The following is a 19,442-nucleotide window of genomic DNA, read 5'->3' as shown; positions in this document are numbered from 1 at the left end:
CAATGCAGGGAAACGCCATGATCGCTCGCCGTCACCTCCCGCTTGCCGCGCTGGGCCTGTCGCTGCCCATGATCCGCCCTGCCCGGGCGGCTTGGCCGGCCGACCGGCCGATCGAAGTCATCATCCCCTTCCCGCCCGGCGGCGGCGTGGATGCGGTGGGGCGTTTCGCGACGCACCAGATCACGTCCCGCCTGCCCGGCGTGCGCTTCGTCGCGACCAACCGGGCCGGTGCCTCGGGCCAGCTCGGCATGGAGCTGATCTTCAACGCCGCGCCGGATGGCTACACGATCGGCGCGATCGGCAGCCTCAACGTTTCGACCCTGCCGCTGGAACGGCCGGTGCGCTGGAAGGCGGAGGAATTCACCTATATCGCCAACATCGTGGACGATGCCTGCGGGTTGTGGGTGCTCGCGAATTCGCGGTTGCGCAGCCTGGGTGACCTTGTGGGCGCGCTGAAGGAGCGGCCGGAGAGCATGTCGGTCGGCTCGGCGGCCGGCGTCGGCTCCGATGACCACCTCGTGCTGCTCGGGCTGGAGGAGAAGGCGGATGTCCGCGCGCTGCACGCACCCTTCAACGGGACAGCGCAGGTGCAGCGGGACCTTCTGGGTGGCTCGGTCGACGTCGCGTCCTTCAACATGAGCGAAGGCATCGTGCTGATGCGGGAAGGCAAGATCCGCTGCCTCGGCCAGGCATCGCCGGCGCGCTGGTCCGCCGCGGCGGATGTGCCGACCTTCCGCGAGCAGGGGTACGACGTCGTCATCGGCTCGGCCCGCGGCATCGTCGCACCGCCGGGCTTCCCGGCTGAGGCCGCGCGCGCCATGGAAGCCGCCTTTGCCGCTGCCTTCGCCGACCCGAAATTCACCGAGGAAGCGAACCGTATTTCCCTGCCGCTGCGCCCGCTGGTCGGCACGGCCTATCGCGAGATGGTGCTTTCGGAAGGGGCGATGGTGCGGGCGATGTTCGAACGTCGGCCCTGGCGGCGCTGATTTCCTTGCGGCGGCAGTCAGCGAGCCCCTAGCCTCCTGCCCAATCAATCACGGGAGGAAGGTCCATGACCACACGACGCACCCTGCTCGCCGGGGCGGGAACGCTTGCGCTGCCGGCCCTCGCCCGCGCCCAGGCTGCCTGGCCGGGCGACAGGCCCGTGGAAGTCATCGTTCCCTTCCCCGCCGGCGGCGGTGTGGACGTGATGACGCGGCTGGTGATGCCGCTGGTCGCCGCGCAGATCCCGGGCTTCCGGCCGGTGGTCGTGAACCGCACGGGTGCTGCGGGCCAGATCGGGCTGGAAGCGACCTTCAACGCCGCCGGCGACGGCTACACCATCGGCGCCACGACCATCCCGGCGCACAACGCCATTCCGCTGGAACGGCAGGTGCGCTACCGCGCGATGGACTTCACCTTCCTGTGCAACATCGTCGAGGATGCGAACTGCTTCTACGTCCGCGCCGAGAGCCCGTTCCGCAGCGTGGCGGACGTGGTCGCCGCGGCGCGCGCACGTCCGGGGCAGATCACCTACGGCACCACCGGCATCGGCAGCGACGACCACCTGTTCATGCTCGCCTTCGAGGCCGCGGCGAACGTCCCACCGATGGTGCAGGTGCCCTTCGCCGGCGCGGCGCCGCTGATCCCGCAGCTGCTTGGCGGCAACATGGATCTCGCGGTGATCAACGTGAACGACGCGATCCAGCTGAAGCGCGACGGCAAGCTGCGCATCCTGGCGCAGGGTGCTGCACGCCGGCAGCCGGAAGCGGCGGACGTGCCGACGTTCCAGGAAGCCGGCGTCGACATCATCGGCGGCGCATCCCGCGGCATCATCGGGCCGCCGGGCATGCCGGCGGCTGTCGTCACGCGGCTGGAGGCCGCATTCCGCAACGCCGTGAACGACGAAGGATTCCGGCGCGAGGCCGAGCGCCAGTTCATGCCGCTACGGCCGCTGTTCGGCGCGGAGTACAAGGCGTTCGCGCAGGGGATCGACGACAATCTGCGGCGGTTGTGGGAGGTGCGGCCCTGGCGCGGGTGAATTTGCCGCGGGGGGAAGCGCTGATCCGGCATGACGCCTGCCGACACCGCGCGGCCGTGTCGTCGCGAAGCGCCAAGTACGGGTTCCAGGGGGTTTATACTCCGCTGTCGAGTTGGAGGGGCGTCGCCCCTCCAAACCACCCCAGCAAAGGCCGAAGGGCCTTTGCAAACCTCAACCTGGTGCCGTGCGCCACTGGCGGAAGTGCTGCCGGAAGCCGCTTTGCGCACGGAACACGCCTGAAACGGGCGGCAAAGCCCGCGACGCTTGGCACCAATAGATTGCGGTCCAGGGGGTCCAACCCCCTGGCGGGGTGGTTCGGAGGGGCGGCGCCCCTCCGATCTCCGATCGGGAAGGTAGGGCGGTCAGAAAGGCCCCTCCGCCCTTCATAGGGTAGGCTCCGCACGCCTTCCCGATGGCCTACAGCCCCGTCTGCTCCAGCCGCGCGATCGCCCGCGCCATCGCCTGCGCGCGCGGCACGAAGCTTTCGACGTCCAGATATTCCTCCGGACTGTGCGCCAGCCCGCCCACGGGCCCGACCGCGCACAGCGTCGGCGCGCCGAGGGCGGCAGTGAAGCCGGAATCGGCGCAGCCGCCGGTGAACTCGCCTTCCACCGTCAGCCCGCTATCGGCCGCGGCCGCCTGATACACGGCGAAGACGCGATCCGACGCCGGCGTCGGGTTCAGCGGCAGGAATTCCCCCTTGATCGTCAGCCTGGATTTCGTGCCGGGCACATAGGCGCGGGCCACGATGTCGTGGATCTTGCCCATGATCTCGTCACGGTCGGCGGGCTCGACGTAGCGCAGGTCGATCTGGAACTGGCAGTTCGGCGCGGTGGTGTTCACCGACTGGCCGCCCTGGATCAGCCCGACATTCAGCGTGATGCCGCGCTTGAGGTCCGTCAGGGCGTGGATGGCGACGATCTTGTTCGCCGCCTCCCCGATTGCGCTGATGCCGGCTTCGAAATTGCCGCCGGAATGCGCGGCCTTGCCTTCGAGGTCCACCACCGAGAAGACGCCGCCCTTGCGCGCCTTCACGACATTGCCGGAGGCGCGGCCGGGCTCGCTGTTGAAGACGACGCGGGCATTCTTCGCTTCGGCCTCGATGACCGGGCGGCCTTCGGGGCTGCCGATTTCTTCGTCGCCGGTGAACAGGCCTACGAGCGGGCCGGGCGCACCGCCGAACTTCCTGAAGGCGGCAAGGACGAACATGTTCATCACGATGCCCGCCTTCATGTCGGCCACGCCCGGGCCGTAGGCGCGGCCGTTCTCGATGCGGAAGGGCCGGCGTTCGGGCTCGCCCTTCGGGAACACCGTGTCGCGATGGCCCATCAGCACGATGTTGGCGCGCTGATTGCCGGTGCCGAGCGCATGACCGCCATCGACGATGCCGCGGATGCAATCGCCATGCTTCTGCTGCGGCAGGGTCTCGGTCGGGATGCCGTGAGAGTCCAGGAAGCGCCGCACCTGCGCGCCCGTGCGGTCGACGCCTTCCTTGTCGTAGGACCCGCCATCGGTGTTCACCATCTCGGCGAGTTCGGCGAGCATCGCCTCCTTCTGCGATGCCAGCCAGTCGGTGATCTGCGCTTCCGTGCTCATGCGGTGTCTCCTTGCCGGGCAGCAGGGTCGCACCGGCGCGACGCGACGCAAAGGGGCGGCGCGCTACTCGATCTTCCCGAGCGCCCGCACGACGCGCACCAGTCGCGCCGCATCCTCCGCGTAGAAGGTTGCGAAGGCATCACCGTCGCGGAAGTCCAGCGTATTCCCGCTCGCCGCCATCGCGCGCTGGAACTCCGCCTCCGCGGCGACGAGACGCGACGATTCGCGGATGCGCGCGATGACAGGCGCCGGCGTGCCAGCCGGCGCGAACAGGCCGACCCAGATGTAGAACTCGCAGTCGGGGAAGCCTTTCTCGATCAGCGTCGGAACGTCCTCGAACCCCGCGAGCCGGGTGCGGCCCCAGGTGGCGAGCGGGCGCAGCGCGCCGCTGCGCACATGCGGCGCGATGGGGCCGGGCCCGGAGGCGAGGCATTGCACCTGCCCGCCGAGCAGCGCGGTCAGCGCCGGCCCGCCACCCTGGAAGGGCACGTGCAGCATGTCGAGCCCGGCGGCCTGGCTGAGCTGCGCCATCGGCACATGCAGCGCCGAGTAGTTGCCGGCGGAGGAGTAGGAGACCTGCCCCGGCCGTGCCTTCGCATCGGCGATGAAATCCTCGATTGTCCGCACCGGGCTCGCGGTCGGCACGACCAGCACCGTCGGGTCGGCGGAGAACAGGGCGATCGGCGCCAGCATCTCGGGCGTGTAGGCTGGCTGGCGACCATTGACGCGCGCGGCCTCGGGCAGCAGCGTCATCGAGGACAGCGCCATCAGCAGCGTGTAGCCATCCGGTGCGGCGCGGGCGACGGCGGCGTTGCCGATCTCACCAGCGGCACCGGGCCGGTTCACGATGGGGACGGCAACACGCCAGATGCGTTCCAGCGCGGCGGCAACGGGGCGACCGACGACATCGGCCTGGCCACCGGGCGGGAAGGCGACGGTCATGGTGACAGGACGCGCCGGGAACCCTTCCTGGGCATGGGCAGCCGTGGCGACGGCTGCGGCGGTTCCGGCGAACAGGGCGCGTCGCAGCATGACGTTCTTTCCTCCTCGTTTGTGTTGATTCAGTGCACCGTACGATAGCCATCGAACCGCTTCATCGCGTCATCCATGGCGTCATCCGAGGTGCCGTAGATCCCGGCAGCCGGTGCCTGCTCATCCACCGCCCATGCCTGCGGTTCCGCTGCCTCGGCAAGGCCGCCCTGCAATTCCTCCTCGACGTAGGTGTACCGGCCATCCTCGCGCATCAGCAGGACGAGGCGGCGGCGCCCGTCCGGATGATCGACGATGCGAAGGCGGATGACATACATCTCAGGCCACCGGGTTCTCCAGCACGCCGATGCCGGGCACTTCGATACGGACGGTATCGCCCGGCCGCAGGAAGCGCGGCGGCGTGAAGCCGATGCCGACGCCGGCCGGCGTGCCGGTCGCGATGATATCGCCCGGTTCCAGCGTGATCGCCGCGCTGATCGTCGCGATCAGCGTGGGAATGCCGAAGATCAGATCGTCGATGGTGGCGCGCTGGCGCAGCTCGCCATTCACCCAGGTCGAGATCGCGAGTCGCGGCGGCGTGCCAGCCGCATCCGCCGTCACGATGGCCGGACCCATCGGGCAGAAGCCGTCGATGCCCTTGCCCAATATCCATTGCCGGTGCTTGTGCTGCAGCGTGCGCGCCGTCACGTCGTTGACGATGGTGTAGCCGAAGATGTGGTTGTAGGCGTCGGCCTCGCTGATGCCGCGCCCGCTCCGGCCGATGACGATGGCGATCTCGCCTTCGTAGTCGGTGCTGCCTGATGAATCGAGAAAGGACGGGATCGGCTCGTTCGGCCCGATCACGCTGGTCGGCGGCTTGCTGAACACAACGGGCGCCTCGGGCACGACTTCCTTCGCCGTGGCGTCGAAGCCGCTGGAGGCAAACTCCTTCGCGTGCTCATGGTAGTTCTTGCCGACGCAGAAGATGTTCTTCGCCGGGCGCGGGATGGGCGCGAGGATGATGGCGTCCTCGACGATCGGCGCGGTGGTTTCCGCCGCGCGCGCCAGGGCCAGCGTCGCCTCGCCACCTGCGATCAGACCAAGCATGTCGCGCGGCAGCACCGCATCCGCCGCCGCGAGGTCGAGCACCTTCCCCGCCTCGTCCAGCGCACCGATGCGCGTGCCCTTGCCGTCCCTGAAGGTGACCAGTCGCATGCGTTTCCCCTCCTATCGCTTGCGCACGAACTCGGTGCGCAGCACCAGCCCCTTGATGGTGTCGTGGCGGCAGTCGATCTCCTGGGGATCGTCGGTCAGGCGGATCGATCGGATGACCGTACCCTGCTTCAGCGTCTGGTTCGCGCCCTTGACCTTCAGATCCTTGATGAGCGTGACGGAATCCCCGTCGGCGAGTTCGTTGCCGGCGGCGTCGCGCACGACCACACGAGCCGCCGCCGCCGCCGCGGCCACCTCGGAGGCCGGGCGCCATTCGCCGGTGGCGTCATCATAGACATAATCGTCGTCGGACATCTCAGGTTCCAGGCGCAGTCGCGGCCGGGTCGGCCAGGGGAAGCGTCGCCGCGCGTTCGATCGCGCGGGCCCCACGGAACGCCAGGTCGTCGCGATAGAGCGCCGCCACCACCTGCACGCCACGCGGCATCCCCTCCCCGTCCAGCGCGACCGGCACGCTGATGGCGGGCTGGCGCGTCAGGTTGAAGGCGAAGGTCCAGGGGGCCCAGTCGCGCCACAGCGATAGTTCCGGCTGCACGGTTGGCTGGTCGGCCGCGAAGGCGGCGGTGGGCGTGCACGCCGTCAGCACCAGATCGTACTTCTGGTGGAAGCGCGCCATGGCGTGCGCGGCCTCGAGGCGCATCGCCTCGGCCGCCAGGTAGTCCACCGCGGTCATGGCGCCGTTCTTCCGCGCCACCTCGACGATGCCGGCATCGAGCTTGTCGTGCCGGTCTTCGGGAATGGTGGCGAGCACGCGCGACAGGGCGACGCCCCAGACACGGCCGAAGATGGCGCGGGTGTCGGGCAGGCCGGGATCCGCCTCCTCGACCAGCGCGCCCTGCTCGGCCAGCATCTGCGCGGCACCGGCCAGCACGGCTTCGCCATCCGCATCCAGCGGCGGTTCGAAGCCCATGCGGCGGACCACGGCGACGCGCAGGCCGGCGACCCCGTCCTCGATGCCGGCGCGCCAGTCGCGCGGATCGTCGGGGAGGCAATACGGGTCCCGGAGGTCGTAGCGCGCCATGGCGGAGAACATCAGCGCCGCATCGCGCACCGTGCGCGTCATCGGCCCTGCCACCGCGACATGCCCGAAGGCGCCGAGCGGCCATTGCGGGATGCGCCCGAAGCTGGGCTTCACCCCGACCAGCCCGCAGAAGGCCGCCGGGATGCGGATCGAGCCGCCGGCATCCGTGCCGATATGCAGCGGCCCGAAGCAGGCGGCCCCGGCCGCACCGGCGCCGGAGGAGGATCCGCCGACCGTGCGCTGCGGGTTCCACGGGTTGCGGGTGATGCCGTGTAGCGGGCAGTCGCCGGGCGACTTCCAGCCGAATTCCGTTGTCGTCGTCTTGCCGATGATGACGGCGCCGGCCTCCTTCAGGCCCATCACGGCAGGCGCGTCGTCGGTCGCCGGCGTCTTGTCGGTAGCGCGGCTGCCGCGGCGGGTGGGAAAGCCGGCGAGGTTCAGCAGGTCCTTCACCGTGGAGGGCACGCCGTCCAGCGGGCCGATCGGGCGGCCGGCGGCCCAGCGGGCCTCGCTTTCCCCCGCGGCCTGCAGCGCCCGGGGGTTCATCGCCGCGAAGGCGTTGACCCAGGGGTTGTAGCGGGCGACGCGCTCCAACACGGCCTTCAGCGCCTCGACAGGCGACAAGGCCCGGCGGGCATAGAGGCCGAGCAGCGTCTCGGCGGACATCAGGGCGGGATCGGTGTCGGACATGCCTCCCATCTAGCGCCCGCTTTGCCCGGGCCGGAAGCCCGGTATCGGGCGGCAGGGCGCGGCCGCCCGGTGGGCCGGATTGACCGTGGGGTGCCCGCCGCTACCGTTTCCGCCACGCATGACAGAAGGGGGCCGGGCCATGAGCGACAGCACACCGAAGCCATGGGAGTGGGACGAGCCGCAATGGCGCCGGATCGTCGGCCGGGCCCGCGCGGGCCGGTCGCTCGCACCGTCCGCCTGGCCTGGCGGCGCGCGCTGTGCCGTCGCCCTGTCCTTCGACGCGGATCACGAGACCATCCCCCTGCGCGATGCCGATGAGAGCCCGATGCGCATCAGCCAGGGGCAGTATGGCGCGCGGCAGGGCATGAAGCGCATCCGCGCGCTGCTCGACCGGCACGGGGTGCGGGCTACTTTCTTCTATCCGGCGGTCTCGGCTCTGCTGCATCCGGACGAGGTGCGCGCCGTCGCCGATGAAGGCCACGAGATCGGCATTCATTCCTGGATCCACGAGGCCAACACGGCGCTGCCGCCCGGCGTGGAACGCGATCTGACGCTGCGCGCCGCCGATGCGCTGGAGGCGCTGTCGGGCCGCCGCCCCGTCGGCATTCGCACGGCGTCTTGGGACTTCTCCACCGACACGCTCGACATCGTTCGGGAGATGGGGCTGCTCTACGATTCGTCGCTGATGGCGGATGACGATCCGTATGAGCTGGAGGAGCAGGGCGAGCCGACCGGCATCGTCGAACTGCCGCCCGAATGGATCCGCGACGATGCGGTGTACTTCAACATGCAGCGCTTCTCGGCGCTACGACCCTACACGCCGCCCTCGGCGGTGGAGGAGATCTTCCGCGCGGAGTTTGAGGGCGCGGTCGCGGAGGGCGGGCTGTTCCTGCTGACGATGCACCCGCATGTCATCGGGCATCGCAGCCGGATCGCGATGCTGGACCGGCTCGTCACGCTGATGCGCGGCACGCCCGGCGTGTGGTTCGGCACGCACGAAGACGTGGCGCGCTGGTGCGCCCAGCAGGCGGGGCTGAGGGGCGCGTCCACCTAGTGCCATTCCCGATCGTCCCGGCTCGCGGCGGGGGGTTCGCAGCCGTGTTTGAGCGGGCATCTTCGTCCCATCGGATGATTCCACCCGATGGGGATCTGCCCTAACCGGCGTCTGGCCGCAGCCGACTGAACAGGAAGCGATCCATTTCCGGCACATAGCGACGCTGCCTGAAGCCCGCCTTTTCGAGCACCCGCCTGGATCCCGCATTTTCGGGATGCGCGAAGGCGCTGATCTCGGGGAGCTTCAGCGCACCGTCGGCTTCGACCAGGCAGGCGGCAAGCAGTTCGGAAGCATAGCCGCGCCCCCAGGTCTCAGGGTGAAAGAAGTAGCCGACCTCGACACCCCAACCAGGATCGAAGGGGTCGTCATCGAGTCCGCCCCAGCCAATAATCCGCCCGTCGCACTTCGTGACGACGGTCCAGGGTGCATAGCCATCCCTCCGGCGGCGCCGCTCATGCACCGCGACGCGCTTGCGGCAGGCGGGCAGCGAGGCATCCACATGCGTATGGGACATCGCCGCCGCATCGCCCAGGAAGGCGAAGAGCGCCGGCACATCCGCCAGGAGAGGACGGCGCAGGATCAGCCTTGCGGTCTCGATATCCATGATTGGTCGATGCCGCGGCGCCGGAGGGGCGCAGCATTCCCCCTCCGGCGCCGCACGATCACGTCACGACGATGTTGAACTGCCGGGCCACGGCGGTCCAATCGCCGATCTGCTGGTTGATGATGGCGGTGAAATCCGCTCCCATCGGGGGTGGATTGCGCGGTAGGGTCTGCAGTTCCTCGAAGCGCACCATGAGTTCCGGCCGCGCCACCAGTTGCGGGATCAGCGCGTTCAGCCGTTCGACGATCGGCGCCGGCAGGTTCTTCGGCCCCGACAGGCCGAGCCACTGCGCCGAGGTCAGCTTCGGGAAGCCGAGTTCGGCGAAGGTCGGCACGTCAGGGAAGGCCGGGAGGCGCTCCGGCGTCGAGATGGCGAGCGCCCGCAGCACGCCGTCCTTCATCAGCTGGACGTTGGTGGTGATCGGATCGATGAAGGATTCGATCTGGTTCGCCATCAGGTCCTGCATCGCGGGTGCCGAGCCGCGATAGGGCACATGATCGAGGTTGATCGCCCCGCTCTCACCCGTCAGCATCGCGCCGAGCAGATGCGGCGCCGAGCCGATGCCCGATGAACCGTAGCGCACCGGCCGCGTCCGTGCCGCCGTAAGGTACTGATCAAGCGTCCGGTAAGGCGATTCCGCCTTCACCAGCAGCACGTTCGATGCCTCGACCAGCATGCCCAGATGGGTGAAGTCGGTGACCGGATGGAATGGCAGCGTCGGCATGGTCGCCGCCGAGAAGACGTGCACCGATGCATGGCTGACGAGGAGCGTGTAGCCATCGGCGGGCTGCTTCGCCACGAAGTCAGTGCCGATGACGCCGCCGGCGCCGGCACGGTTCTCGACCACGACGGTCTGGCCCAGCGACTGGGACAGGATCGGCGCCGTCAGCCGCGCGATGGTGTCCACCAGCCCGCCCGGCGGGAACTGGGCGACGAGGCGGATGGAACCGCGGGACGGCCAAGCGCCAGCCTGAGCGACCGCCAGGCGCGGCGCCGAAAGCGCACCCGCCGCGGCCAGAAGAACGGAACGACGATTCATGACGATGCTCCCTGCTGAAGCACGTCGGCACCGTCATGCCCAAGCGATAGGCGGAACTTTTCGGCGAGGGCCTGCAATGCCACGTGGCGAAGCAATACGGGCAAAGGTCGTGCCAGCTTCGAGACGAGACGGCAGGGAGGGTGGGAGTGAAGATCGGAGATCGGAGGGGCGCCGCCCCTCCGAGCCACCCCGCCAGGGGGTTGGACCCCCTGGACCGCAATCTGTTGGCGCCGGGAACGCCGGACCATCAACACGTGCTTCGTGCGCACGATCGGGCTCCGGCGTCGTTCCTGCCCTTGTTGCCCGACGCCAGCTGGAGGTTTGCAAAGGCCCTTCGGCCTTTGCTGGGGTGGCTTGGAGGGGCAAAGCCCCTCCAATGACCACGCGCAGAGTATCAGGGCAGCCAGGACCGCCCCTTCAGCCGTCATGCGTCGAGAGGGGGACGCTACTCCCGGCTCAGTCCCACAGTCGCGGACTCACCAATTCCGCCGCGATCCGTTCCGCCGCCGCCTCCAGCAGCGCCTCGCCTTTCTCTGCCGAAGCCGACCGCGCATCGCCGATCACGCCCGATGGGGTGATGTCCTTGAAGGACCGCCGGCGGATCATCGCTGCCGGCTGGCCTTCCGGCCGGGTGGAATGCGGGCCGTGCGCCTCGGGCAGCCGGTCGGTGCGCACCGCTTCGGGCAGCAGTGTCATGACCATCGAGGTCTCGGCCTCGCAGGCATGCAGCACGTTCGACTGGCGTTCGAGGATCGGGGCGAAGGTGTCGCCGGCGAGGTGCCAGTAGGTGCCGGCCGCGACCGCGATGCCGAAGTCCTTCTGGCATTCGCCGCCGACGACGGCGACCGCCTCGGCATTGCCGCCGTGGCCGTTGAGCAGCATGACACGCTTGAAGCCGGCCCGGGCGGCGGAGCCCACCACCCCCTTCAGCACGGCCGAGAAGGTGGCGAAATCGAGCGTGACGGTGCCCCCGAACGGGACGTGATGTTCGGCGAGCCCGGTCCAGACGCAGGGCGTGACGACCACGGGCTGGCCCATGGTGGTGAGCCGGCGGGCGATGCGCTGCGCGACGCCGCTGGCGCAGATGATGTCCACGCCGGTCGCAAGGTGCGGCCCGTGCTGTTCCAGCGAGGCGACCGGCACGATGACGAGCGCGCCTTCGGCCGCGCGGGCATTCAACTCGGCGAAGGTGAGCTTCATCCATTCGATCTCGGGCGCCATCTCGGTCCTCCTCCGCGTCGGTGCGGCGAGGATGGAGCCGGCGCCGCGAGGCGTCGAGGCCGTTCAGCCCGGCGCGTAGACGATCTCGTTGCCGTCCTCGCGCGCGGAAAGGCCGACCCAGCGGCCATTCGCATCGAAGGCGACCTGCGCCTCGACATCCCCCATGCAGGTGAACTCGGGCCCACCGGCGGCGGCGCGCCCGGCCTGCCAGCGGAGCGTGAAGGCGCGGCCGGTGGTCGTTCCGAACAGCGGCCGGTGGCCGCCGAGGCGCCGCATCTCCCACCAGGAGAGCGGCGCCGCGTCCGGCGGAAGCCGCGCCGGGCCGGCCGTGCCGTCCAGCAGCACGGCATCGGCGGTGGCGTGCCCGCGCACTTCCATGATGCGGCCGTTGCGGTTCAGGCGGGACGTGACGCTGACGAAGCGGCCCGCCTCGGTCACTTCCTCATAGATGTGCTCGTAACGATAGACGACGATGCCCATCACCGCGGGCCGGATCAGCAGTTCGGACGTCGCGACGCGCTGGATGCCGCGCGTGGCGAATCGCACCTGATGGGTGCCGATTGCATCGCCGCGGCGCAACACGCGGAAGGCATAGTCGCCCTCGGCCGCGGCGGCGGGCCGGGCGGCGGCCAGCGCCGGCAGCAGCAGCGCGGCGCGGCGCCGGATCAAGGGCCACGGGCGGGGCGCGGCGGCCGCGTCGGTCATGCGAAATCTCCCCTTCCGGCGCCATCGATCCGGCGCGGCCGAGCATCGTCCGCGAAGCGGCCGGCAGCGGCAACCGGCTGGCATGCGAGGGCTGGCGAGATCGTTGACGACTCGAATCTTCACGGCAATCCGGCGAAAAACCCCCGCCAAACGGCCGGATTGGCGGCTAGGGTCACCGCGGCGAGCGCGACAGGGGCAGCCGGCCATGGCAGACTGCCGCGGATGCGTCAGCTCCTTCTCCTGCGCCACGCCAAGTCCTCCTGGGACGATCCGCTGCTTGCCGATCATGCCCGGCCCCTCAATGCGCGCGGCCGGCGCGCGGCGACCGCGATGGCCGCGGCGATGCGCGACCTCGGCCTGTCGCCGGACGTCGTGCTCGTCTCCTCCGCCCGGCGCACGCTGCAGACGCTGGAAGCCGTCTCGCCCTTTGCCGACAGCCCGCTGATCGAACCGATGGACGACCTTTACCTCGCCCCCTGGCCACGCCTGCTGGAGCTGCTGCGCAAGGCGCCCGAAACGGCGCGGAGCGTCCTGATGATCGGCCATAACCCGGGGCTGCACGATCTGGCGCTGGCGCTGGCCGGGCCCGCGGCGATGGCGGGGCCGGCCGCCATGGCGGCGCGCCGTATGGCCGAAGCCTTCCCGACCTGCGCGCTCGCTGAATTCGCTGTCGCCACGCCTTGGGGCGGCCTGGCCGAGGGCGGCGGCCGGCTCGTACGTTTCATGATACCGGCCGACCTGCCGGAAGCGGTCCTGTGAGCGAGGCGATGAGCGCGTCGAGCCGCCCGCCCGTGGCCGAGACGGAGGCCCAGGCGGCCGAACCTCCGCCAGCGCCCCTGCCGGAAGCGCCCGGCCCGCAGCCGGTGACGCTGGAATTCGAGATGCCGGCCGAGGCCGCGGCGCGGCTGGGTCGCGTGCCCGCCGTCGTCGCGCTGCGCAGCGGCCGGTCGCGCGGCACGGCGGTCTCGATCATGTGGTACGACACCGCGGATGGCCGGCTCGCCGCCGCCGGCCAGGTGGTGGAAGCCCCGGCGCGCGGGCCGCGCCTGTTGCTTCAGACCATTCCGGAACCCGCGGCCGTCTGGCACCCGGCGCAGCCGCCCGCCCTGCTCCGCCGGCTGGCCGCCGGGGAGCTGCCGGAGGAAGCCGGCGGCGATGCGCTCGCCGCGATCGCCGCCTTTGCCGGCCGCCAGCAGAGCTTCACTCTGGAGACGTCGCAAGGCGCGGTGCAGGTTGTGCTGCGCGACGGCATGCTGCGCAGCCTGGCCAGCGAGCGCGCGGCTGCGCGGCTCTCCCTGACCGGCGCACTGCCCGCAGTGCTGGAGGCGGCGCGCGCCATCACCCTGGAGCTGCCGCTGCTGCCGCCGCTGACGGCACTGGCCGAGGAGGGGCGCGCCCTCGCCATGGGGCTGATGCCCCGGCCTCATCGTCTTGGTGCGCCGGACACCTCGGCCGCGACGACCGCCGAGGAGGCCTTCCTGACGGCGGCGGGCCACCTGCTCGAGGTGGTGCGCCAGCAATCCGCCCGCATCCAACAGGATTCGCCGCCGGAGCCCGTGCACCAGACGCGCGTCGCGCTGCGCCGGCTGCGCTCGGTGTTCCGTGTCTTCCGGGGTTCGACCGACTGTGCCGTGCTACGGGCGATCGACGCCCGGCTGCGCGAGGTGCTGTCCGTGCTCGGCCCCGCGCGCGACTGGGACGTCTTCCTGGGCGGCATCGTGCGCGAGGTCGAGGCCGCCTTCCCCGAGGAGAAGCGCGTCGCCGGGCTGCGCCGCGCCGCCGAGGCGCAACGGCGCGAAGCCTACGGCGCCGTGATCGGGATGCTGTCCGGCGCGCCCTGGCGCCTGCTGCTGGTCGACGCCGTCGGCGTGCTGCTGGGCCGGCCCTGGCGGGACGGCGCCGAGCCGCCGCAGCTCGCCACGCTGGACATGCCGGTCGCGTCATTCGGCCGGTCCGTGATGGATCGCCGCTGGCACCGCCTGCGCCGCGCCGGCCGCGACTTCAGGGAATTGTCGGCTGAGGCGCTGCATGAGCTGCGGCTGGACGGCAAGCGCCTGCGCTACGCCGCCGAGGTCTTCGCGCCGGTCTTCGGCGTGAAGGACGGCAAGCGCTTCCTGCGCCGCGTGGCGGACCTGCAGGAAGGCCTCGGGCTGGCAAACGACGCCGCGGTGGCGCGGGGGCTCGCTGCGAAGCTTGCCAAGCCCGGCGACGGCGGGCGGGCCTGGGCCGTCGGCGTGGTGGAGGGCTGGAGCGAGGCGCGCGTCGCGGCGAATCGCGGCGATGCGCATGAGGCCTGGCAGCGGCTTCACGGCAAGGATCGTTTCTGGTCAGAGGACTAGCCGGCGCTTCTCACGAAGCGTGAGTGGCGGATGGCGGCCGTTGCGAAAATTTGCGGCGGGAGCCCCGTTGCGGCGCCCCGCCGGGTCGGTTTAACGATCCATGGTGCTTGAACGACGGCGTATCTTTAAGGGGCGGAGAACGCGGCCACGCATGCGTGGCGCGGCCCTGCTGATTTCGGCGGCAGTGGCAGTGCCGCTGCTGGTCGCGCTCGGCTTGCCGGCCAATCTGTTCGGCTCCGGCCCGGCGGACTGGCATTGGCAGGCCGAAGCCTCCGATATCCGGGTGGTCGATGGGGAAACGCTGGCGCTGGGCGATCGCGTGGTCCGGCTGGCCGGCATCGCCGCGCCGATGCGCGGGGAAGCCTGCCGGCGCGCCGATGGCGAACGCTTCGACTGCGGTGGTGCCTCGGCGGCCGCGCTGATGCGCCTCGTCGATGGGCGCCCCGTCTCCTGCCGCATCACGGGCCGCGACGCCTTCGGCCGCGGTGTCGGGCAGTGTGAGTCGAACGGCACCGACCTGTCCCGCATGCTGGTCGGCAACGGCTTTGCGGTCGCGACCGGCAGCGCCATGCGCAGTGCCGAGGCGACCGCGCGCCAGGGCGACCGGGGGCTGTGGGCAAGCCGTACCGGCGCGCCGATGGACTGGCACGGGCGGGAATGATCCGCCCCGGCACGCAACGCGGGCCGGATTTGCCATTCCCGACGACAGGCTTATCTTGCGCTGCATCATAACCGGTGCGTGCCTTCCCACGCGCCGCCGAACGGGTTGAGGAAGTTCCTGCATGACCAGCAAGGCCACCGGCTCCATCACCGTCACGGTGGAGGGCTCGAACAAGAGCACCACCCTGCCCCTGCTCGGCGGAACGCTCGGGCCGCAGGTGGCCGACATCCGCAAGCTGTACGGCGACCTCGGCATCTTCACCTACGATCCCGGCTATGGCGCGACGGCGTCCTGCGAAAGCACCATCACCTACATCGACGGCGATGAGGGCGTGCTGCTGTATCGCGGCTACCCGATCGAGCAGCTCGCCGAGAACTCGGACTTCCTCGAAGTCTGCTACCTGCTGCTGAACGGTGAGCTGCCGACGAACGGCGAGTACAAGGCCTTCCACAAGGGCGTCACCTACCACACGATGCTGCACGAGCAGCTTCGGCGCTTCTATGACGGCTTCCGCCGGGACGCGCACCCGATGGCCATCATGTGTGGTGTCGTCGGCGCGATGGCTGCGTTCTATCACGACAACCTCGACATCAACGACGCGGAGCAGCGCCGCATCGCGGCCTTCCGCCTGATCGCCAAGGTGCCGACCATCGCGGCCTGGGCCTACAAATACTCGATCGGCCAGCCCTTCCTGTATCCGCGCAACGACCTCGGCTACGCCGAGAACTTCCTCTACATGCTGAATGGCGTGCCCGCCGAGGAGTATGTGAACAACCCGATCCTGTCGCGCGCGATGGATCGCATCCTGATCCTGCACGCGGATCACGAGCAGAACGCCTCGACCTCGACGGTGCGCCTGGCCGGTTCGACGGGTGCGAACCCCTTCGCCTGCATCGCCGCCGGCATCGCCGCCCTGTGGGGCCCGGCGCATGGCGGCGCGAACGAGGCGGTGCTGAAGATGCTCGCCGAGATCGGATCGCCGGAGAACATCCCGCAGTTCATCAGCGAGGTGAAGGACAAGAACTCCCACACCAAGCTCATGGGCTTCGGCCACCGGGTCTACAAGAACTTCGACCCGCGCGCGAAGATCATGAAGGAGACCTGCCACGAGGTCCTCGCCGAGCTCGGCATCAAGGATGAGCCGCTGCTCGACATGGCGATGGAGATGGAGCGGATCGCGCTGTCCGACGACTACTTCATCCAGCGCAAGCTGTACCCGAACGTGGACTTCTATTCGGGCATCATCCTGAAGGCGATGGGCATCCCGACCAGCATGTTCACCGTGCTGTTCGCGGTGGCGCGCACCGTCGGCTGGGTGAGCCAGTGGAAGGAACTGATCGAGGACCCGTCCCAGCGCATCGGCCGCCCGCGGCAGATCTACACCGGCGCGGCGGCGCGGGACTTCGTGCCGGTCGACAAGCGCGGCTGAACCGGCCGCCATCGACGGAAGCGACCGAACCGGCCGGGGACGACCCCGGCCGGTTTTTCGTTGGGTTTCAGTCGGCGTAGGCGCCGGCAGCCTCGATGATCGGGCGCCAGCGCGCCACTTCCTCGGCCAGGAAGCGGCGGTGGAAGGCGACGGTCGCGCGCTCCTCCGTCGCCGGGTCGGTCAGCAACTCCGCAAAGCGCTGGCGCAGCCGGTCATCCTTCAGCGCAGCGCGGAGCGCGGCGGAAATCTGGAGCTGGATCTCCTCCGGCGTGCCGGCCGGTGCGTACATGCCGTGCCAGGTGCTCATCGCGATGCCCGGAAAGCCGGCCTCGGCAGCAGTCGGCACGTTCGGCAGGCCCTGCAGGCGCCTCTCCCCCGTCACCCCCCAGACGCGGATGCGGTTCTCGCGGATATAGGGAATCGTGTTGGTGGCCTGGTCGCAGAAGATGTCGATGCGGCCGGCCATCAGCTCGGTGATCGCGGGCGCCGAGCCGCGGAACCCGATCACCGTCGCCTTGGCTTCCGCGGCGTGCTGCACCAGCAGGCCGCACAGGTTCGACGCGGAGCTGAGCCCCGACCCCGCTAGGTTGATCCGGTCACCTTGCTGCCGCAGGACATTGACCAAGTCGGCCAAATCCGCGGCGGGGAAGTCGGGACGGCTGATCACCGTCATTGCCGCGTCCGAGACGATGCCGATCGGCGCAAAGCTCGTCAGCACGTCATAAGGCAGGCGGCGGAACAGCGTGGCGCTCGCCGCCATGCCGATATTGTTGACCAGCAGCGTGTACCCGTCCGGCCGCGCATTCGCGACGCGCAGCGGCGCGACGGTCGAACCGCTGATGCTCTCGACCACCAGCGGCTGGCTCAGATGCGGCCCCATCGCCTCCGCCACGATGCGCGTGATCGTATCGGTCGGCCCACCCGCCGCGCCCGAGGCCACGATGGTGATCGGCCGCGTCGGGAAGCCCTGCGCCCGCGCGAGCCCCGGCAAGGCAAGCCCGGCGGCCAGGCCCGTCAGCAGGTGGCGGCGTGATGTCATGACGTTTCCCTTCTTCCCTTGCCGCGCTGAAGTCCGATCCCGGCGCGGGCATCGCGATCCTGCCGCGCCCGGAGCAACATGCAACCCAGGCCGGTACATAGGATGCTCGACAGCACGAAGCCGGTCGTCGGATAACCGCTGCATGGACGATCAGGTCTTCGACATCGTCGTCGTCGGCGGCGGCATCAACGGCGCGGGCATCGCGCGCGATGCCGCGGGGCGCGGCTTCAGCGTCTGCCTGCTCGAACGCTCGGACCTGGCCAGCGCGACGTCATCGGCCTCGACCAAGCTGATTCATGGCGGGCTGAGATACCTGGAACAGTACGAGTTCCGGCTGGTGCGGGAAGCGCTGGCGGAGCGCGAGGTGATGCTGCGCATTGCGCCGCACATCGTTTGGCCGATGCGCTTCGTGCTGCCGCATCGGCCGGAGATGCGGCCGCGCTGGATGATCCGCGCCGGGCTGTTCCTGTACGACCGGCTGGCGCGGCGCATCAGCTTGCCGGCGCATGAGGCGGTCGATTGCCGCACCCACCCCTATGGCGCGCCGCTCGACCCGCACATCACCAATGCCTTCGCGTATTCCGACTGCTGGGTGCAGGATGCGCGGCTGGTGCTGCTGAATGCGCGCGACGCCGCCGCGCACGGCGCCGAGATCCTGACCCGCACCGCCATGGTCGCGACGACACGGCACGCCGACCACTGGGAGGTTTCGGCGCGATCGGAGGACGGCACGCATCGGCGGCTGCGCGCGCGCCTGCTGGTCAACGCCGCGGGGCCCTGGGTGATGGAAGCCTTCGGCATGGCCGGGCAGACGCCGCGCGGCCAGGTGCGGCTGATCAAGGGCAGCCACATCGTCGTGCCTGCGCTGCATGACGGCGCGCAGGCCTATCTGCTGCAGAACGACGATCGGCGCGTGGTGTTCGTGATCCCCTATGAGGAACGCTTCTCGCTGATCGGGACGACCGACGTGTTCTACGAGGGCGACCCGCGCCAGGTGCACGCGTCGGAAGCGGAGATCGCGTATCTTTGCGCCGCGGTGGGCAAGCAATTCAAGAAGGCACCGGAACCGGCCGATGTGGTCTGGACCTATGCGGGTGTACGGCCGCTCTATGATGACGGGTCCGCCGATGCGTCGACCGTCACCCGCGACTACGTGCTCGAGATGGATGCCGGACAGGGTGCGCCGCTGCTGTCGGTGCTGGGGGGCAAGATCACCACCTATCGCCGGCTGGCGGAGGAAGCGGTCGGACACATCGCGAAAGCGACGAGGCATGCCGCCGGGACGCCCTGGACAGCGACGGCTGTGTTGCCGGGGGGCGATCTCGGCCCGGGCGGGCTTGCGGCCTTCGAGGCCGATGCCAGCCGGCGCCACGACTGGCTGCCGCCGGCGATGCTGCGACGACTGGTGCGGAGCTATGGGTCGGAACTCGACCTGATGCTGGATGGCGCGACATCGCTGGCCGGGCTCGGCGCCGCGCTGGGGGGCGGGCTGACCGAGAAGGAACTCGCCTGGATGCTGCGGCACGAATGGGCGCGCACGGCCGAGGATGTGATGTGGCGACGGTCGAAGCTCGGGCTGCATATGACGGCGGGGGAGCGGGAGGCGTTGGTGGCGCGGGTTGGGTGAGGTGGATTGGAGAGGGGCGCCGCCCCTCTCCAAGCCTCTCCCCGCCAGGGGGTTGGACCCCCTGGACCGCAATCGCCTGGTGCCTGGCGCAGCGGTTGGAAGAACTGAAGCGGGGGTCCGTCGTCCAGGATCGATTCACGGCGCCGGACGCAACGCAACGGAACGCCTGAATTGCCCGGCGCCAATCGAGGTTTCCAA

General features: G+C 69.9%; 19 protein-coding genes. 8 read left to right on the top strand and 11 right to left on the bottom strand.

Features of this window, described 5'->3' with window-relative positions:
- The first annotated feature begins 17 nt into the window (after window positions 1-17).
- On the top strand, window positions 18-986 hold the full coding sequence (locus GXW78_RS18510) for a Bug family tripartite tricarboxylate transporter substrate binding protein (RefSeq protein WP_211870331.1): 969 nt from the start codon (window positions 18-20) through the stop codon (window positions 984-986).
- Window positions 987-1,051: 65 nt separating this feature from the next.
- Window positions 1,052-2,020 (top strand): Bug family tripartite tricarboxylate transporter substrate binding protein, encoded by a 969-nt coding sequence (locus tag GXW78_RS18505; protein WP_211870330.1) that lies wholly within the window; start codon window positions 1,052-1,054, stop codon window positions 2,018-2,020.
- Between the two features lie 417 nt (window positions 2,021-2,437).
- Here the strand turns inward: GXW78_RS18505 and GXW78_RS18500 are convergent, their stop codons facing one another.
- The 6 genes from GXW78_RS18500 to GXW78_RS18475 form a co-directional block, all read right to left on the bottom strand.
- Complete coding sequence (locus GXW78_RS18500) at window positions 2,438-3,616, bottom strand: M20 family metallopeptidase (protein WP_211870329.1); 1,179 nt, start codon at window positions 3,614-3,616, stop codon at window positions 2,438-2,440.
- A 63-nt stretch (window positions 3,617-3,679) separates the two neighbouring features.
- On the bottom strand, window positions 3,680-4,648 hold the full coding sequence (locus GXW78_RS18495; protein ID WP_211870328.1) for a tripartite tricarboxylate transporter substrate binding protein: 969 nt from the start codon (window positions 4,646-4,648) through the stop codon (window positions 3,680-3,682).
- Between the two features lie 29 nt (window positions 4,649-4,677).
- The gene (locus GXW78_RS18490; protein WP_211870327.1) at window positions 4,678-4,923 is read right to left on the bottom strand and encodes a hypothetical protein; all 246 of its coding nucleotides are present in this window, start codon (window positions 4,921-4,923) and stop codon (window positions 4,678-4,680) included.
- 1 nt (window position 4,924) lies between these two features.
- The gene (locus GXW78_RS18485) at window positions 4,925-5,800 is read right to left on the bottom strand and encodes a fumarylacetoacetate hydrolase family protein (protein WP_211870326.1); all 876 of its coding nucleotides are present in this window, start codon (window positions 5,798-5,800) and stop codon (window positions 4,925-4,927) included.
- A gap of 12 nt (window positions 5,801-5,812) precedes the next feature.
- Window positions 5,813-6,112: an alkylphosphonate utilization protein gene (locus tag GXW78_RS18480; protein ID WP_211870325.1), complete on the bottom strand. Its 300-nt coding sequence runs from the start codon at window positions 6,110-6,112 to the stop codon at window positions 5,813-5,815.
- A 1-nt stretch (window position 6,113) separates the two neighbouring features.
- Window positions 6,114-7,526 (bottom strand): amidase, encoded by a 1,413-nt coding sequence (locus GXW78_RS18475; RefSeq protein ID WP_211870324.1) that lies wholly within the window; start codon window positions 7,524-7,526, stop codon window positions 6,114-6,116.
- A gap of 139 nt (window positions 7,527-7,665) precedes the next feature.
- Here GXW78_RS18475 and GXW78_RS18470 point away from each other — a divergent pair, with 139 nt between their 5' ends.
- On the top strand, window positions 7,666-8,580 hold the full coding sequence (locus tag GXW78_RS18470) for a polysaccharide deacetylase family protein (protein WP_211870323.1): 915 nt from the start codon (window positions 7,666-7,668) through the stop codon (window positions 8,578-8,580).
- A 100-nt stretch (window positions 8,581-8,680) separates the two neighbouring features.
- Here the strand turns inward: GXW78_RS18470 and GXW78_RS18465 are convergent, their stop codons facing one another.
- From GXW78_RS18465 to GXW78_RS18450, 4 genes are all read right to left on the bottom strand, one after another.
- Window positions 8,681-9,184, bottom strand: a complete 504-nt coding sequence (locus tag GXW78_RS18465; protein ID WP_211870322.1) for a GNAT family N-acetyltransferase — start codon at window positions 9,182-9,184, stop codon at window positions 8,681-8,683.
- 58 nt (window positions 9,185-9,242) lie between these two features.
- On the bottom strand, window positions 9,243-10,223 hold the full coding sequence (locus GXW78_RS18460; RefSeq protein ID WP_211870321.1) for a Bug family tripartite tricarboxylate transporter substrate binding protein: 981 nt from the start codon (window positions 10,221-10,223) through the stop codon (window positions 9,243-9,245).
- 456 nt (window positions 10,224-10,679) lie between these two features.
- Entirely contained in the window at window positions 10,680-11,444 is a 765-nt protein-coding gene (locus GXW78_RS18455) for a creatininase family protein (RefSeq protein ID WP_211870320.1), read from the bottom strand.
- Between the two features lie 63 nt (window positions 11,445-11,507).
- Window positions 11,508-12,149: a DUF6134 family protein gene (locus GXW78_RS18450; RefSeq protein ID WP_211870319.1), complete on the bottom strand. Its 642-nt coding sequence runs from the start codon at window positions 12,147-12,149 to the stop codon at window positions 11,508-11,510.
- A 222-nt stretch (window positions 12,150-12,371) separates the two neighbouring features.
- Between GXW78_RS18450 and GXW78_RS18445 the strand changes: the two genes are divergently transcribed.
- From GXW78_RS18445 to gltA, 4 genes are all read left to right on the top strand, one after another.
- Window positions 12,372-12,908: a SixA phosphatase family protein gene (locus GXW78_RS18445; RefSeq protein ID WP_211870318.1), complete on the top strand. Its 537-nt coding sequence runs from the start codon at window positions 12,372-12,374 to the stop codon at window positions 12,906-12,908.
- Entirely contained in the window at window positions 12,905-14,488 is a 1,584-nt protein-coding gene (locus GXW78_RS28505; protein ID WP_211870317.1) for a CYTH and CHAD domain-containing protein, read from the top strand. The genes GXW78_RS18445 and GXW78_RS28505 overlap by 4 nt, the downstream gene beginning before the upstream one ends.
- Window positions 14,489-14,639: 151 nt before the next feature.
- Window positions 14,640-15,149, top strand: a complete 510-nt coding sequence (locus GXW78_RS18435) for a thermonuclease family protein (protein WP_211870316.1) — start codon at window positions 14,640-14,642, stop codon at window positions 15,147-15,149.
- A gap of 121 nt (window positions 15,150-15,270) precedes the next feature.
- Window positions 15,271-16,578, top strand: a complete 1,308-nt coding sequence (gltA, locus tag GXW78_RS18430; protein ID WP_211870315.1) for a citrate synthase — start codon at window positions 15,271-15,273, stop codon at window positions 16,576-16,578.
- 67 nt (window positions 16,579-16,645) lie between these two features.
- Here gltA and GXW78_RS18425 read toward each other — a convergent pair whose 3' ends face one another.
- Complete coding sequence (locus tag GXW78_RS18425) at window positions 16,646-17,617, bottom strand: tripartite tricarboxylate transporter substrate-binding protein (RefSeq protein ID WP_211870314.1); 972 nt, start codon at window positions 17,615-17,617, stop codon at window positions 16,646-16,648.
- A gap of 142 nt (window positions 17,618-17,759) precedes the next feature.
- On the opposite strand from GXW78_RS18425, the gene glpD reads away from it, so the two are divergent.
- Window positions 17,760-19,244 carry a glycerol-3-phosphate dehydrogenase gene (gene glpD / locus GXW78_RS18420; protein ID WP_211870313.1) on the top strand — a complete coding sequence of 495 codons (1,485 nt, stop codon included), beginning with the start codon at window positions 17,760-17,762 and terminating at the stop codon, window positions 19,242-19,244.
- Window positions 19,245-19,442 lie beyond the last annotated feature (198 nt).

The organism is Neoroseomonas terrae, from assembly GCF_018129025.1.
Lineage (GTDB): Bacteria > Pseudomonadota > Alphaproteobacteria > Acetobacterales > Acetobacteraceae > Neoroseomonas > Neoroseomonas terrae.
The sequence above is the reverse complement of the archived record's forward strand: the minus strand, read 5'-3'. Positions and strand labels throughout refer to the sequence as shown.